This is a genomic window from Streptomyces sp. HUAS CB01 (assembly GCF_030406905.1).
Classification (GTDB): Bacteria; Actinomycetota; Actinomycetes; order Streptomycetales; family Streptomycetaceae; genus Streptomyces; species Streptomyces chengbuensis.
This window is the reverse complement of record NZ_CP129137.1, coordinates 2,178,678-2,195,434: the sequence shown is the minus strand read 5'-3', so window position 1 is coordinate 2,195,434 and position 16,757 is coordinate 2,178,678. Positions and strand designations below refer to the sequence as shown.

Sequence of the window (16,757 nt, the reverse complement as noted above, 5' to 3'; positions counted from 1 at the left end):
AACGAGGCAGTGTAAGAGTGAGTGAAGGAGAGAGCCCGGTGACCAGCGTGGTAGGCACCGCCAAGTTCGCCCCGGGCATGCAGGTGCGCGCGAGGGACGAGGACTGGCTGGTCGTCGAGGTGTCCGAGACGGCACAGGACGGGACAAGGCTGGACGTCCGAGGGATCTCCCCGCTCGTACGCGACCAGCGGGCTGTCTTCTTCGCCCACAAGTCCCTGGACAAGGTCACGCCCCTTCGGCCCGAGGACACCGACCTGGTGGTCGACACATCCCCGGAGTGCCGGCGCTCCCGACTGTTCATCGACGCTCTGATCCGCAAGACCCCGCTGCCGCTGGCCGAGCAGCGCCTCGCGACCGTCGGCACGCACCTGGTCGACGACCTCGCGTACCAGAGGGAGCCCGCCAGAGCCGCGCTGAAGGGGCTGCGGCCGAGGCTGCTCATCGCCGACGCGGTCGGGCTGGGCAAGACGCTGGAGGTCGGGCTGCTCCTCTCGGAGCTCATCCGACGGGGGCGGGGCGAGCGCATTCTCGTTGTGACCCCCAAGGCGATCCTGGAGCAGTTCCAGCACGAATTGTGGACGCGCTTCGCCATCCCTCTCGTACGCCTGGACTCCAGCGGTATCGAGCGCATCCGGCGGAACATTCCGGCCGGTCGCAACCCCTTCTCGTACTACAAGCGCGCGATCATCTCCATTGACACGCTGCGCTCCGACCGGTGGCGCAGCCACCTGATGCAGGTCACCTGGGACGCCGTTGTCATCGACGAGTCGCACAAGCTGATCAACAAGGGCACGAAGAACAACCGGCTCGCGGGACTGCTCGCACCGAGGACCGACGCTCTGATCCTGGCCAGCGCCACGCCGCACAACGGTGAGCGTGAGTCATTCGGGGAACTGCTGAGCCTGCTGGACCCGACAGCCATCCCCAACACCAGCGACTACGACGAGTCACAACTCGGTCACCTCTACGTGCGTCGGCACAAGACGTCGCCGGACGTGTCGGCGGAGATCGGCCACAAGTGGAAGAGCCGCGAGAAGCCCGAGGCTTTCGACTGCCCCGCGAGCGACGCAGAGCAGAAGATCTTCGAGGAGATCTACGACGTCTGGATCAACCCTGGGGAGGGCCGGTCGGCTCCGGTGAGCGGCAAGGGTGCCCGCCTCTTCCCATACACCCTTCTGAAGGCGTTCCTCTCGTCACATAAGGCGCTGGCTGAGACGGTGAAGAACCGGATCGAGGCCATCGACAAGGACATCAAGGAGAACCCAAACAAGCGGGAGCAGCGTGCCGCTGAACGGTCGGCGCTCGTAAACCTGGGCGAGCTGGCTGCCGAGGCCACGGTTCAGGAGGCTGCCAAGTTCCGCCGTCTGGTGGCCGAGCTGAAGGTCCTGGGGGTCGGCCCAGGGGCTGGCACTCGCGTCGTCGTCTTCTCCGAACGCCGTGCCACGCTGAAGATGCTCCACGAGGCCCTGCCTGCAGAACTGGGCTTCGAGGCGAGCACGGAGAAGACCGGCGGCGCGATCCGACAGCTACACGGAGGGCTGTCCGACGATGAGCAGCAGAGGATCGTCAAGGACTTTGGCCTGGCGGACACCGACCTTCGGATCCTCCTCACCGGCGATATCGCATCCGAGGGCGTCAACCTGCACCGCCAGTGCCACCAGATGATCCACTACGACCTGCCCTGGTCACTGATCACGATCGAGCAGCGCAACGGCCGCATCGACCGGTACGGGCAGGAGGAGCATCCGGAGATCCGCGCCCTGCTGCTGGTCCGCCAGGACGAGGATCCGGCCGTCCCGTCCGCGGACCGACTCGTGTCGCGCCGGCTGCTTGAGCGTGAGGACGAGGTTCACCGCACCCTGGGCGAGGCCGCCTCCATCCTTGGCCTGCGCGATGAGGACGCGGAGGAGGACGCGATCAAGACGGGCCTCGCGGACGGCAAGGCGTTCGACGAGATCGTCCCGGCGCAGCCGGACGACCCCTTCGACCTCTTCATGGCCCAGCACACGGTCGACGGAACGGGATCGCACTACCGCGTGCCCCAGCTGTTCGCCTCCACCCGGGCCTTCGTGGAAGAGGCGCTCGACGAGGTGTACGACGAGAGCCCCCAGGCGAAGATCGGCATGCAGTGGGCTGAGGACCATCCTGAGATGCTCTCGTTCAGCCCTGATCGTGAGCTGCAGCGGCGGCTCCTCGTGCTGCCACAGTCCTACCTTGACGAGCGCGGCGTTCTTGAGGAGCTTCGGGTCACATTCGACCAGACATTCGCCCAGCAGCGGCTGGAGCGCGCCCGGGAACTGAGCGGTGAACGGCCCAAGGGCGCGATCACCAAGCAGACTCGGCGCGAGACGTCCGGATGGCCGGACGTCAGTTTCGTGACCGACCAGCACCCGCTGGTGGAGTGGCTCACCGACAAGGTATTGGTCCGCCTCACCCGCAACACCGCCCCCGTCATCACAGCCAACGTCGACGGTCCTAAGTTCCTGATGCAGGGCATGTACTCCAACGCCAAGGGCCACCCGACGGTCCTCGCCTGGTCGTGCGTGAGCGGCCTGGAGCACGGAGCCCCCGAGTTCGACGACGACCTGGTCAAGGTGCTGAATGAGGCAGGGGTGGCGCCGAAGATGCTCAACCGCCCCTTCGCCGGAGACCTGGACGTGCTGCGGGCCTTGGTGCCGGACGCTGTCGCGGCCACCCGCCGGCATCTGACCAAGCTGCGTGCCATCCAGGAAGAACCACTCATCGAGCGGTTGGTGGAGTACGAGAAGCGCCTGCAGGCATGGCGCAAGGCGAGCGAGACGGCCTTCGAGCAGCTCACCTTCGGTTTCCGCCGTGACGATGCAGAGCAGCGGGTCGAGAAGACGGCCATAGAGGTCGAGCAGCTCATCGAGGACCTGGCCACGCAGGGCGAAGCGATGGTCCGCGTGATCGGGGTCCTTGTTCCGGCCACTGGGACCGGCGAGAAGAAGGAGGCGTAACCGCCATGGCATTCGAAGCGATCGTCAACCGCGGTGAGTACATCTCCGCCCACTACCTCGCCGAGGTCTTCTCCAAGGACCTGGTGGACCTGCGTAAGCGCTGGACGGCGGCCGACCGGGCAGGGTTGCCCACCTCGCGCTCGGGCATGCGGAACCTAGGGCGCAGCTACTTCAAGGCCAAGATCCGGATCACTGAGAAGGGCGACTCCGACGGATCCGAGCTGCGTAGCCTCAACGACACACTGCTCGCTGCTCTCGCCTACACCTCCCCTAACGGTGAGCAGCCGCGACGCGACGACACCCACGTCAGGATCTCGCGTGGCGCCTTCGAGGTCCTCCACGCCGACAAGGCCAGGGAAGTACCCGTCGCCTTCGCCGTGAAGGGACCGGGCGGTGTCGAACTCGTCGCCCTGGACGTCACGTGGAGCACGGACGCCGAGCTCGTCGTCTCCGACGTCGCAGACGGAGGCGCCGAACTCCTGACCCCCATTGCGCTGGACGGCAAGCAGGAGATCACCAGCGCAGCGGACGCCGTCACCTTCCTCTTCGGCTGCGACGACGCCTACGCGCCGCGGTTTGTACTGCTCCTCGCCGGCGGTGCCGTGCTGCTCGCCGACCGCACGGCATGGCACGAGGGCCGGTTCCTCGGTGTCAGCGTGGATACCGCGCTCGACCGCAACCTGGCCGGCGACGGCGGCGAACTGGAGGCCGTCTCCGCGCTGTTCGGCGCCGAGTCCCTGCTGACTGAGGGCGGGGCTGCTGGATTCCTCGACAACCTGGTCAACAATGGCCGCAAGCACGCGGTCGGCGTCTCCAAGGAACTACGGGAGGGCCTGCGTGAGTCCGTCGAACTGATCGCCCAGGAGATCCTGAACAGGATCCACGACCATCCCGCGGACCCGGCCGAGCTCGGCGACCGCGATGAACTCGCCACCCGACTCACCCGTGAGTCACTGCGTTACCTCTATCGGATCCTGTTCCTGCTGTATGCCGAGGCCCGCCCGGAACTGGGGATCCTGCCGAGCAAGGACGATGCCTACCAGGACGGATACGGCCTGGGCCGGCTTGGTGAGCTGGTCTCTTACGACCTGCCCGAGGAGTCCCAGGACAGGTTCCATTTCTACGAATCCCTGGACCTGCTTTTCCGCCTCGTCGACCAGGGACACCGTGCCCTGGAAGACCGTGAACTGGGCGACCGCGAGATGCTGGACGCCGACGGCATCCGCTTCGAGTCGCTGCGCAGCGACCTGTTCAAGGCCGATGCCACCCCGCTGATTGGCACCGTGCGCATCGATGGCGAGAAGGTCGACACCCGGCTGCGCAACAAGGTCCTTTGGCAGGTACTGAACCTGCTGATGCTCAGCCGGGGCAAGAACGGCAAAGGTTTCATCTCGTACGCCCAGCTCGGCATCAACCAGCTCGGAGCGGTGTACGAGGGGCTCATGTCGTACACCGGTTTCTTCGCGGACGAGGACCTGTACGAGGTCGCCAAGCCGGAATCCGACGGCCTGGCCGGCACCTGGGTCGTCCCGCAGAGCGAGGCCGAAAACTATGACGACGAGGTTTTCGTCAAGCGCCGCGACCCGATCACGGGCGCGTTGAAGCGCGTCGAACACAAGAAGGGCTCGTTCGTCTACCGTCTCTCGGGCCGTGAGCGGCAGCGCTCCGCCTCGTACTACACCCCCGAAGTCCTCACGCGCAGTACGGTGAAGCACGCCCTGGCCGAACTCCTTGACCAGGACGGCGAGACCACCGCCGCCAGGGACATCCTCGACCTGACCGTGTGCGAGCCGGCCCTCGGCTCCGGTGCCTTCCTCAACGAAGCGATCAACCAGCTCGCGGCCGAGTACCTCAAGCGCCGCATGGTCGAACTGACGGCCGAGCGTGGCCAGGAAGTGCAACTCCCGCCGGACCGCTATGAGGCGGAGCTGCAGAAGGTCAAGGCGTACCTGGCTCTGCACAACTCGTATGGCGTGGACCTCAACCAGACCGCCGTGGAACTGGCTGAGGTCTCGCTGTGGCTGAACGCGATGCACGAGGGCCTGAAGGCTCCGTGGTTCGGGCTGCACCTGCGGCGAGGTAACTCCCTGATCGGCGCTCGACGCGCGGTGTACGACAAGGAGGCGCTGAAACGGAAGGCATGGCTGGCCATGGTGCCGACCGAGCGGCCTCTTCGCGAGGGCGCTGAAGAGGGTGCCTTCCATGCCGGGGAGGAGATCCACCACTTCCTGCTTCCGGCCAAGGGATGGGGCGCGGTCGCGGATGCCAAGCAAGCCAAGGAGCTCGTGCGGGAGGAGCGTGACCGGCTCGCGGAGTGGCGTAAGAAGGTCGCGGCCACACCGTCGGCCACGCAGACGAAGCGGCTTCTGGCACTGGCGACGCGCGTCGAGCGGCTGTGGGAACTGACCGAGCGCCGGCTTGTCGTGTCGGAGGCTGAGGTTCGCCGCGACATCGACGTCTGGGAAGTCGACCAGGAGCGGCCCCTGCCGCGGTCCTCCGGCGCGGTCTCACGCGAGCAGGTCGAGCAGGCACTCCAGCAGCCGGGCGCCCCGCGCGGGCGCCTGAAACTGGTGATGGACGCCTGGTGCGCGCTCTGGTTCTGGCCCGTGGGACAGCCGAGCACCCCGGAACCTCCGACATTCGAGGAGTGGCTGGAGTTCTGCGAGGCTGTCCTCGGCGTGCCTCCAGCGAAGGCCAAGGCCAAGGCCAAGCCCGGCGCCGGCGCCGGGCTGGACGACGAGTTCGGCCTGTTCGCTGACACCGGGGACTTCGAGCAACTCGCCATGGACGATGAGCTGGACCGCACCCTGAGCCAGTGCGTGGACATGCCGACGGTGATGCTTCGCTTCCCCTGGCTCAGTGAGGTCGACGCGATTGCTCGGAGGGAAGGGTTCTTTCACTGGGAGTTGGAGTTTGCTCAGCTCTTCTCTCGTGGCGGTTTTGATCTGCAGGTGGGGAACCCGCCTTGGGTGCGTCTCGACTGGAAGGAAAATCTCACACTTGCAGAGTTCGATCCATGGTTTGGGCTGACCGAGAAAATCCCTGAGAGGGTTCATGCTGACAGGAGAAATAGGCTTCTGTCTGAAGGCGCCCTTTTGAGGCGATATTTGGCCGACCTCGGTTCTTGGGCGGGCTTGACTTCGGCACTTGGCTCTGCGCAGGAGCACCCTTCATTGGAAGGGCTGCGGACCAATTTGTACATGAACTTCATGGAGCGTACGTGGCGCAATATGCGATCGGAGGGGATTGTTGGGCTAGTGCAGCCCGAAACCTACCTGACCGACCCTAAGGCGGGGCCGCTCCGGGCTGAAGCCTACTCTCGACTACGCCTCTTTGTTCAGATGGCAAACAATTTGCTTTTGTTTGAGGAGATCGACAATAACATTCCCTTCTCGGTTTCCGTTTATGGTGCTCGACGGGATGTTCAATTCAACCAACTGTGTCGCCTTGTGCATCCGGACGTCGCGGAACGTTCTCTAGTGCATGGCGGGGGTGGTGAGGTGCCGGGGATCCAGTTCGATTGGGGTGGCTGGGATCAGAGGCCGCACAGGGATCGAGTGATCCCCGTCAGTGAATCCACTCTGTCTGACTGGGCTGCCATCATCGACGGCCCTGAGACTCCGGCCGTCCAGGCGCGGATGTTGCGGCCGGTGACAGTTAGTGACGCGACGGCCCTTCGGTCACTGGCGAGATTCCCGGAGCGGATGGCTTCTCGGAAGTTTTGGTGGACCTCTGCGCTTAATGAGACCCACGCAAAGTCTGATGGCCTCATCGAGTGGCGAAGTGTTGAAGCTGACGCTTGGGACGACGTTATCCTCCAAGGTCCGCATTTTGGGCTGGCTGAACCTTTTAGTAAGCAGCCGAATCGCGACTGCAAGTCGAATAAGGATTATAGTCGTTGGGACCTTACGGAGCTTCCAAGTGAGGTGATTCCTCGGACCAACTACAGGAGGTTGATCGACCGGGATCTTCTTCGCAAGGCTCAGCCTGTTTGGGGGGAACGTCATTCGACGGAATACTTCCGCCTCGTTTGGCGGCGCATGGTCGACCCTGTCACGGAGCGATCTCTTCAGCCTGCCTTGCTTCCGCCAGGTCCCACGCATGTGCACACTGTGCAATCTTTGGCCTTTGAAGTAAATCGAGACACCGCCGTGCTTGCTGGTCTCTGGGCGTCACTGGCTATCGACTGTTTGGTCAAGGTTTCAGGGAAGGCAGACGTCCAGGTTTCGCTGGCTGGCCATTTCCCCGCGCCATATGAACACCCCCTCACTACTCCACTTCTCCTGCGTACGCTTCGTCTCAACTGTTTGACCCGGGACTATGCGCCATTGTGGGAGGAATTGTTCGAACCTGCATGGCTATCGGACCGGTGGGCGGACCTGGAGTCGCCCCGCCCCAAGCTCCAAGCCGTCGAGCCACAGTGGTCCACGGCGACGCCGCTGCGCACCGAGTACGACCGCCGCATGGCCCTCGTCGAAATCGACGCGATTGTCGCGGTGATGTTCGGCCTGACCGCCGAGCAGCTCTGTGCCATGTACCGGTCGCAGTTCGCGGTGCTCCGCAAGTACGAGTGGGAGATGTTCTTCGCCCCGGACGGGCACAAGATCGGTGCGGCGACCCACAATGTCGGGATCCGTCAGACGCCGGAGGAGGCCGCTTTCGTCAAGGCATGGGCGAAGGCCGCCCGCGCCGGCGATCCGACGCCCGAGATGCCCGAAGGCTGGCTGAAGCCCGACCGTGAGGCCGAGATGACCCGTGCCCACGCGGACTTCAAGGCACGGTTGCTCGCCGGCGAGTACGGGGACTACGCCGCGTACGCCGCCGAGCACGGGGATCACGGAAACCTCCTTGGCGAGGCCGAAGCCGAGCAGGCTCCCTCCGACGTTCCGGTAGAAAGCAGGTAAGTCGCCGTCATGCTTCCCTCTCTGGTCGCCGAGGACCTGCGTCGAGCCCTGGCCACCTACCTGACGACGAGCTTCGCGCTCGCCGATGACGACGTGCGCGAGGAGCTGGACGCGTTCCTGGAGAGGCCGGAGAGTCGGCTGTTCCGCGGGCCGTATCTGCGGGTTCGTACGCCCTTCCGGGAGGCTACGAAGGGGTGGGAGAAGGCGCTCGACTGGAGCCCGACGGGCCTCACGCCGTACACCCACCAGGCTGCTGCCTGGCAGCGGCTGTCCTCGAAGGCAGGGCGTCAGCCCGAGCCCACCATCGTCACCACGGGCACCGGATCGGGTAAGACCGAGTCGTTCCTCGTGCCGATCCTGGACCACTGCGCACGGGCCCGGGCGGCCGGCCAGCGGGGCGTGAAGGCTCTGCTGCTGTATCCGATGAATGCTCTGGCCGATGACCAGGCCCGTCGTATCGACGAGTACCTCGCCTCCGAGGAGGCGCTGAAGGACGTCACAGCAGGTATCTACATCGGTGGGGCCTCTGGGCCCCGGTCGGGCTCTGACGAGGATGACAACGAGCCTGGCTCGTACGGCCGCGACACCGGATCGACCTCCCTCGCGGGAGACCCGACCGTCACGAAGCTGATCACCGATCGGGATGCGATCCGAGCGGATCCGCCGGACATCCTGCTCACGAACTACAAGATGCTGGATCTCCTGCTGCAGCGGATCCCGGATGTTCCGCTGTGGCAGTCCGGCACCTTGGCGTATGTCGTCCTCGACGAGTTCCATACTTACGACGGTGCCCAGGGCACCGATGTGGCGATGCTGCTGCGCCGCCTCGGCGCGGCGACCGGAGCGGCGCGTGAGGGCCTTCCGCTCGGCGACATCACGCCGGTGGCGACGTCGGCGACGCTGGGCGGTGGAGTGCCCGACGGCCCCGTCGCGGCCGGGCCCGAGCGGTCGGACCGCGAACTCCTGCTGGAGTTCGCGGAGAAGGTCTTCGGCACGCCCTTCCCGGACACCGCGCTCATCGGCGAGGACCGGCTGCTGCCTGGTGAGGTGGTGGACGTACCGGACTTCCTCCTTCCCACACCGACGCCCGTTGATCTGGCGGCGCTTCCCGACCCGCTCGACGACGAGGCGGCTCTCGTGGAACTGGCGCGGGTCATGCTCGGCGAGCCGATCACCGACCCGCTGCGGATCGGCGCCAAGTTGAAGCAGCACATTCTGGTCAAGGCCATCCTTGACGTTGCCGGTAGCATCCCGGTGACGGTCCCGGACATCGCGCGTGAGTTCGCGCAGCGCGGCGGCGGCCCTGCCTGGGACGAGGCCGCGCGAAGCGACTCACGCCTTGTGGAACTCGCGTTCGCGCGGATCCTCGCGCTGATCTCTCACGCTCGCACTCCGCATCCCGAAACGGGAAAGCCCGTCCCTTTCCTGCGTGTTGAGGCGCAGCTTTGGGTGCGCGAGGTCCGGCGCGTCATCCGGGCGGCGACCGCTGAGCCGCACTTCCGCTGGTACGACGACGACGGCCCGACGGGCGACTCTCGGCCGAACCCGGCCAATCTGGCCATCTACCAGCCGACGGAGGTCGACAGCGCGGGTGAGATCGGCGACCGGGAGGACGTGTCGCGCCGTCCTGTGGGCCCGCCGTACAGGCGTCACCTTCCGGCGGTCTACTGCCGTCACTGCGGCCGGTCGGGCTGGGCTGCCTTGTCCACCGAACTGGAGTGGCAGCAGCTCAAGACGAACACGCTGGACATCTACAAGGCTTCCGCGCAGAAGAAGCGGCCGGTGCGCTGGATGCTGCGTGCTCGCCCGGACGAATACCCGGTGCTGCACCTGCACGCGGAAAACGAACGGCTGTTGACCAACCCGGCTGAGGACACTGTCGCGGTGATCACCCCCCAGGGGCCGTTGGCCGTCGGCGCCGATGAGGAGTGCCCCTCGTGCGGTCTCGACGACGGCATGCGGTTCCTCGGCGCGGGCACGGCCACTCTCGCGTCGGTCACCACGACGCAGCTGTTCTCGGAGCGGGGGCTCGCCAAGAGCGAGCGGAAGCTGCTGGTGTTCACCGACGCGGTGCAGGACGCCACACACCGGGCTGCGTTCATCGCGAACCGCAGCTTCGGGTTCACCCTCCGCGGACTGCTGACCAAGCACCTTGTCCCGGGACAGCCGATCGCCGTGCACGATCTCGCGGCCGATGCCGCTGAGGCCGTTGTCATGGCCGCTGGTGGGGGGGAGCGTGAGGAACTCGCCTCGATCGTCCCACCTGACCTGCGCGAGAACCCGGACATCCGGACCCTCCTCGACGAGTCGGACGACTTCAGCGACGCCGGCGCGGAGATGCTCCACAGCCGCCTGGTCTTCCAGACCCTCCTGGAGTTCGGCCTGCGCTCGCGTCTGGGCCGCACCCTGGAACTGACTCGCACGGCCGCCGCCGAGGTCGACCTCAAGGGCCTCCCGGAGCTGTGCGCGGAGTTGCGGGAGCGGCATCAGCGTCTTCCCGGGCAGATCTCCCTGCCAACGGATGACGCGGCGTACGAGGTCTTCCTGCGTGGTCTGGTGGAGCGGCTGCGGCTGCGCGGCGCGCTGTTTCACCCCTGGCTGCAGGAGTACATCCGCCAGGCCGGTGCGAGGCGCTGGCCGATCTGGGGCGGAAGGCCCACCGGCATGCCGGCCTTCCCACGTGGGCTCGCTGCACCCGCCTTCCCGGTAGCCGGCGGCGTACGCACCACCGGCTTCGACTCGCTGACCCGGGACAACACGTGGTTCGCGGACTGGGGGCACCGCACACTTGGCTGTGACCGGCGCGAGGCCCGCGCGGTCACCGAGCTGGCTATGAAGTTGCTCGCACAGCGAGAGATCCTGGCCACCTACCACGCCGAAGGTGGGGCGCTCGTCTACGCACTCAAGCCGCGCAATGTGATCGTGTACCGCATCGACGACAGCGCCTCCTCCGACGAGGACGGTGTCAACGCGTGCGGCGTACGCTGCGACACCTGCACCTGGCGGCAGACCGTACCGCCGAGGCGGCGCGCGCAGTGGCTGGGCACCGCGTGCCTGCGGTTCCGCTGCTCGGGGCACTTCGTCGAGGACGACCGCGACTACACATCCGACTACTACCGACGGCTCTACACCTTCGACCGGCCCGGCGACGTGCTGACTGCCGAGCACACGGGGGCACTGAGCCGGGAGCGGCGCGAGCGAGTCGAGGCCGCGTTCAAGAATCGGGCATCGGCCTTCGACCCGAACGTGCTCACCTGCACACCCACACTCGAACTCGGCATCGACATCGGCGACCTCTCGGCAGTGCTACTCGCCTCGATGCCGCCCGGGCCGGCCAACTATGCACAGCGGATCGGCCGGGCGGGACGCAGCACTGGCAACTCCCTAGCGGTCACGTTCGTCCCGCGGGGCGCCCGCAGCCACTACTACCTGCACACCCCGGAGCAGATGCTGGCGGGCAGGATCATTCCGCCGGACTGCTACCTGGACGCCTCCGAGATCCTTCGACGCCAGTACCTGGCCTTCCTCTTCGACCGCGCCGCCGACCGGAGCCTGTGGGAAGGCACGGTGATCCCCGAGCGTCCCATGCCCCCGCGTATCGGTGAGCTGTTCGGGCAGGGGCTGGCCGAAGATGGATGGTTCCGCCGCTTCCTCGACGTCGCCAGCGCCCGCCACGCCGAGCTGTCCCAGGCATTCATCAAGCTCTTCCCGGCGATGAGCCCGGCCGCACGCCAGGGCGTGGAGTCCTTTGCGGCACAGGAGTTGGAGGTGGCCGTCGGGGCCGCCGCGAGCGCGTGGAACAAGCGGGTGGCCGCCCTACGCGCGAGGATGCGGCAGATCGGCCGGGCCTTCGACGCCCTCGCATCAGCGTCGGGGGATCCGGAACGTGACAAGCAGCGGCGCCAGCTGTTCGCCGAGCAGCGGACCGTACGTAAACGCCGAGATGACCTCGTCGCGGAGAACTCGATCAGCGCCCTCGTGCGGCTGGGCCTCCTGCCCAACTACACCCTCCACGATGACGCGACCGTTCTCGACGCCACCTTGTGGTGGCGCGACAGCGACGGCGAGTTCGACGAGAGCTCCACCGACTACGGGCGAGGCTCACGCCTCGCGCTCACCGAACTCGCCCCTGGCAACGTCTTCCACACCGACGGTTTCAAGTTCATCGTCAACGGCGTGGACCTCGGCACCGGAACCGGCGGCGGCGAGGACGCCTACGCACTGTGGCGGTTCTGCCCTGAGTGCGGATTCGTCGCAACTGAGGAAACCGGACTCGACGTCACCGCCTGCCCGCGCTGCAAGGCCCCACAGATCGCCGACCCCGGCGCCGTGCACAAGGTACTGGTGCCCGAGCGGGTCCTCGCGCGTGAACGTCGCGAGGACGCGCGCCTCACCGACGAGCGCGACGAGCGCGAACGCCGACAGTTCGACGTGATCACCTTGGTCGACATCGATAAGGACCAGGCCCAGGGGCTCAGGGCGTGGCGTCGCATCAGCAAGACAGGGGAGAAGGCCCCGCCCTTCGGCGTTGAGTTCGCCCGGGTGGCGACCATCCGCACCATCAATCTGGGACCGTCCGCTGCACCGGGCTCGACCCACGTGATCCGCGGCGACGAGCTTCAGGCTCCTGGATTCGAGACCTGTTTGGAGTGCGGGGCGGTGAGAGGCGTGCACCCGCAGGCTTGGGACCCCTCCGCTCAGCGCGTCGGCACCCGGCACGCGTACTGGTGCTCCCACCGCGATGACGGCGTGAACCACGAGCCGACCGAGAAACTGCTCCTGGCCCATGAGCTGACCACACAGGCTCTGCGTATCCTGCTGCCCGTCTCCACGATGGATCTCACGGAGCGCTTGGTCTCCTTTAAGGCGGCGCTGCTACTGGGCATCACGAAGCACTTCGGCGGAGCCCCCGACCACATTCGCGTAGCTACCGACAGCATGCCTGGGGACAGCCGGGAGCTACGTAGGCGCTTCCTCGTCCTGCACGACTCCATGCCCGGCGGCACCGGCTACCTTGAACACCTCGCGGACCCGAAGGTGCTCCACCGCGTCCTGAGCCTTGCCCAGACAGCTCTCCGGGACTGCCCCTGCCACAAGGAAGGACAGCGAACTCCCTGCCACCGCTGCCTGCTGCCCTATGTCTCCAGCAGTGAGCACCCGCACGTCTCCCTTCGCATCGCGAAGGAACTCCTGGACGAGATCCTCAAGGACTGGGACGTCGAGCGCGTGGACACGCTCTCCGGCGTCCGCATCGACCAACTGGTCGACAGCGAGCTGGAGGACCGGTTCGTCCGCACGCTCATCTCCTGGGGACGCCGCGAGGAGGAGGACGGCTCGGTCACCGCCAAGGCCGGCCAGCGCGGCATCGAGCACGAGCTGCGTTTCACGAGAGGGGGTACAGCCACGCGCTGGCGCATGCGGGATCACGTGCGGATGGACACGGCCGTGCGCTGCGAACCCGACTTCCTCCTGGAACGCACTGATGGCCCTAGCGAACGTGTCGCTGTCTTCCTTGACGGATTTGCCTTCCACGCCAGCGAGCGCGTCAACAGCATCGCCGACGACGCGGCCAAGCGGGCGGCTCTCCGAGCCGAGGGAATCCTGGTCTGGCAACTGACCTGGGGCGACGTGATGGCGTGGGCGACGGCGGTCGGTGGCGCGGTTCAGGGACAGCAGGTGCGCACCCCGGCTTCGCCCCTGCACGTGGAACAGGCGCTGGGGCGAGCCCGCCAGATCCACCAGAGCCTGGTCGGCGAGGCCCGACCTGACGACACCCTCGACCCGGTGCTGCGCAATCCGGTGGAGACGCTTTTGGAGTTCCTCACGGATCCCGATCGGGCCAAGTGGGCGAGGCGAGCAGCCGGCCTGCTGGGCGGCTTCGGAGCGGTGGCACAGCCGCAGCCTGTGGACCGCGAGGAGATCGGGCGAGCGCTTCATGACATCCTGCGCGGCGCGGATCTGCCTGCCGCACCTGGCACTGCGGAGGCGTTCGGGATCGAGGCCCGCACCACCGGCCAGGTACGGATCATGGGCCTGCTGGACCGCCGGCCGGAACCGCGGACCGGGCGGCCGGACATGCGCGCATGGTCCGCACTGACGGTGCTCGACGACCGGTCGGAGGCCGTTGCCGACGACGACCACAAGAACCGTTGGACGGACTGGCTGCGCTGGTCGAACCTCCTGCAGTTCCTCCAGCCTGCAGCCAGCGACGAACTGCCGCGCTCCTTCCACCAGGTCGCAGTCTCCACCAGCGACCAGGTGGACCCGCACACCGTGGCGCTGCTGACCAGCGCGTTGCCCACGGAAGGCGGGGCTCCTCCGACACTGCCGCCCCGGTGGGCCGAGGCGCTCGAATGGGCATCGAGCAAGGTCGAACACGTCCTGCTCGCTCTGGTCGAGGAAGCCCGCGAGGGACGCATCGATGTGCCCGAGGTCGGCTTCGAGTACGGAGACCAGGCGCTGCTGGCCGAGCTGGCCTGGGAGGATGAGAAGGTCGCGATCTTCATCGACGTAGACGAGGCAAGGGACGCCGCGTTTGAGGGTGCCGGGTGGTACGTGGCCCAGGCCGGCGCTGTGGACGTGCCCGAGCTCATCAAGAAGTTGGAGGGGAACTGATGTCCGGCGCCAAGGTGATCATGGCGGACGTCTTCGGGAAGTCCTACGACGCGCTGGACGGCTCCGTCCAGCCGCTTGTCCTGCAGTTCATCATGAAGATGCAGCGCGACCCCGACTCCAACGGCCTCAACCTCAAGCCCCCGAAGGGCGCCAAGGACAAGAGAGTCCGCACCGCGCGCGTCACCGACAACTACCGCGCCGTGCTCATGCACTACGCCGACCGCATCTACTACTTGGTCGCTGTCCTGCCGCACGACGACGCGTACGACTTCGCCGCGAACATCCTCTTCGATATCAACAAGGTCACGGGTGGTATCGAGCTGATCAACCTGGGCAGCCTGTACGGCACCCTCAGCGGCCAGACGAAGAGTGCGGACAGCACGGTGGACACAAAGCCGGCGCTCTTCGAGGGCGTCTCCGACGCCGACTTCGAGCGCCTTGGCGTCCACTCCTCCATCGTCCCGGCACTCCGTGAGATCCACAGCGAGGACGCCGTCCTCGGCATCGTTGAGACCCTGCCGAAACTGGCCCGCGACGTGATCCTGTGCCTCGCGGACGGCATGTCCGTCGAGGAAGTCTGGGAACAGGTCAGCTCCCTTGCCGCAACCGAAGACGAGGTCGATCCCCAGGACTACGAGGCCGCCATCGAGCGTCCAGCCACCAAGGAAGCATTTGTCATCACCGGCGACATCGCCGAGTTCGGGCGCATCCTGACCGAGCCGCTCTCCGCCTGGCGGATCTTCCTCCACCCTGCACAGCGGAACCTGGCCGAACGGAAGACCCCGTACAAGGGCCCTGCGCGCGTCACCGGAGGCCCCGGCACCGGCAAGACCGTGGTGGCACTGCACAGGGTCAAGGCCCTCGCCGAGCGCCTGCCGCCTGGCCAGGCCATCCTTCTGACCACCTTCACCACCAACCTCGCCAACCTCCTCAAGTCCCAGCTCAAGGACCTTGGCGGAGCCCAGCTGCTGGCCAAGGTCGATGTCCGGAACATCGACAAGGTCGCCTACGGCACGGTGAAGGAGACCTTTGGCCCGGAGGCTCCCAGCCGGCTCAAGGACAGCGACGTCCTCAACCGCTGGATCGAACTCGCTCAGGAACAGGCCGAACCGCACTTCGACGGCCGCTTCCTCGACGCCGAATGGAAGCAGGTCGTCCTCGCCCAGGACATCCGCAGCCGAGACGAGTACTTCGCTGCTCGACGGGCCGGCCGCGGCCGACGGCTGAACCGCCCCGAGCGCGCTCAAGTCTGGTCCCTCATTGAGGAATTCGAGCGCAGGCTCGACCGCGAGAAGGCTGCCGGCGTCATCCAGCTCGCCGCCCAGGCGGCCCGGATCGCCTCCGGCTGGTCCGACGAGGAGCGGCCGTACCGGCACATCGTCGTGGATGAGGCGCAGGACCTGCACGCGGCGCACTGGAAGCTGCTGCGTGCCCTGGTCCCCGAAGGGGACGATGACCTCTTCATCGTGGGAGACGCACACCAGAGGATCTACGACAACCGGACATCTCTCAGCGCTCACGGGATCAACATCCGTGGCCGATCCCGGCGGCTCACCCTCAACTACCGGACCACCCGGCAGATCCTCGCCGCGTCTCTGAACCTGCTCGGAAACACGGACTTCGACGACCTCGACGGGAACCCCGAGCAGCTGCGCGGATACCGCTCCGTCCTCTCGGGCGCCATCCCTGAGACGCAGAAGTACCGGACCCCCGGCGCAGAGATGAAGGCGCTGGCGCATCGCGTCGACGGATGGCAGAGGGAGGGAATCAAGCCGCATGAGATCGCGGTCGTGGCCCGAACCCACGCGATCGCCGATGCTGCCCTTCAAGCCCTGCGCGACGCCGGGCTCGCGGCCGTGAAGGTCGAGGACTCTCGCGTCCCCGAACCTGACCAGGGCGTCCAAGTCATGACCATGCACCGCATCAAGGGCCTCGAGTACCGAGCCGTCGCGGTTGTCGGGGCCGGTGCGCAGAACATGCCGCTGCCCACCGCCCTCACCCCGGAGACCGAAGACAAGCTGCAGCACGCCGCCGACCTGCGCCGCGAGCAGTCGCTGCTGTTCGTCTCCGCGACTCGTGCCCGGGAACAGCTGTCGATTACGTGGTCGGGCCGCCCCAGTCGGTTCTTGGAGTCAGCCGGTGCGTAGCAGATGACGGTGAGCAGCGGCATCACCTGGCTCGCGCCGCCCAGGGCGATCTCGCTGCTCGCCCCTTGGCCTGCGCCCATCTCTGAAGCGGCGAGGGCGTCCCGTAGGTCAGA

At 66.6% G+C, this 16,757-nt stretch carries 4 protein-coding genes; all 4 read left to right on the top strand.

What is annotated here, in order from left to right; genetic code table 11:
* The first annotated feature begins 38 nt into the window (after positions 1-38).
* The 4 genes from QRN89_RS09695 to QRN89_RS09680 are packed head-to-tail and all read left to right on the top strand — an operon-like array spanning position 39 to position 16,644.
* Positions 39-2,978, top strand: a complete 2,940-nt coding sequence (locus QRN89_RS09695; protein WP_290348948.1) for a DEAD/DEAH box helicase — start codon at positions 39-41, stop codon at positions 2,976-2,978.
* Between the two features lie 5 nt (positions 2,979-2,983).
* Positions 2,984-7,882, top strand: a complete 4,899-nt coding sequence (locus QRN89_RS09690; protein ID WP_290348947.1) for a type II restriction endonuclease subunit M — start codon at positions 2,984-2,986, stop codon at positions 7,880-7,882.
* Positions 7,883-7,891: 9 nt separating this feature from the next.
* Positions 7,892-14,497, top strand: a complete 6,606-nt coding sequence (locus QRN89_RS09685) for a DEAD/DEAH box helicase (RefSeq protein WP_290348946.1) — start codon at positions 7,892-7,894, stop codon at positions 14,495-14,497.
* Positions 14,497-16,644, top strand: a complete 2,148-nt coding sequence (locus QRN89_RS09680) for a UvrD-helicase domain-containing protein (RefSeq protein ID WP_290348945.1) — start codon at positions 14,497-14,499, stop codon at positions 16,642-16,644. Before QRN89_RS09685 ends, QRN89_RS09680 begins: the two co-directional genes overlap by 1 nt.
* Positions 16,645-16,757: the final 113 nt, after the last annotated feature.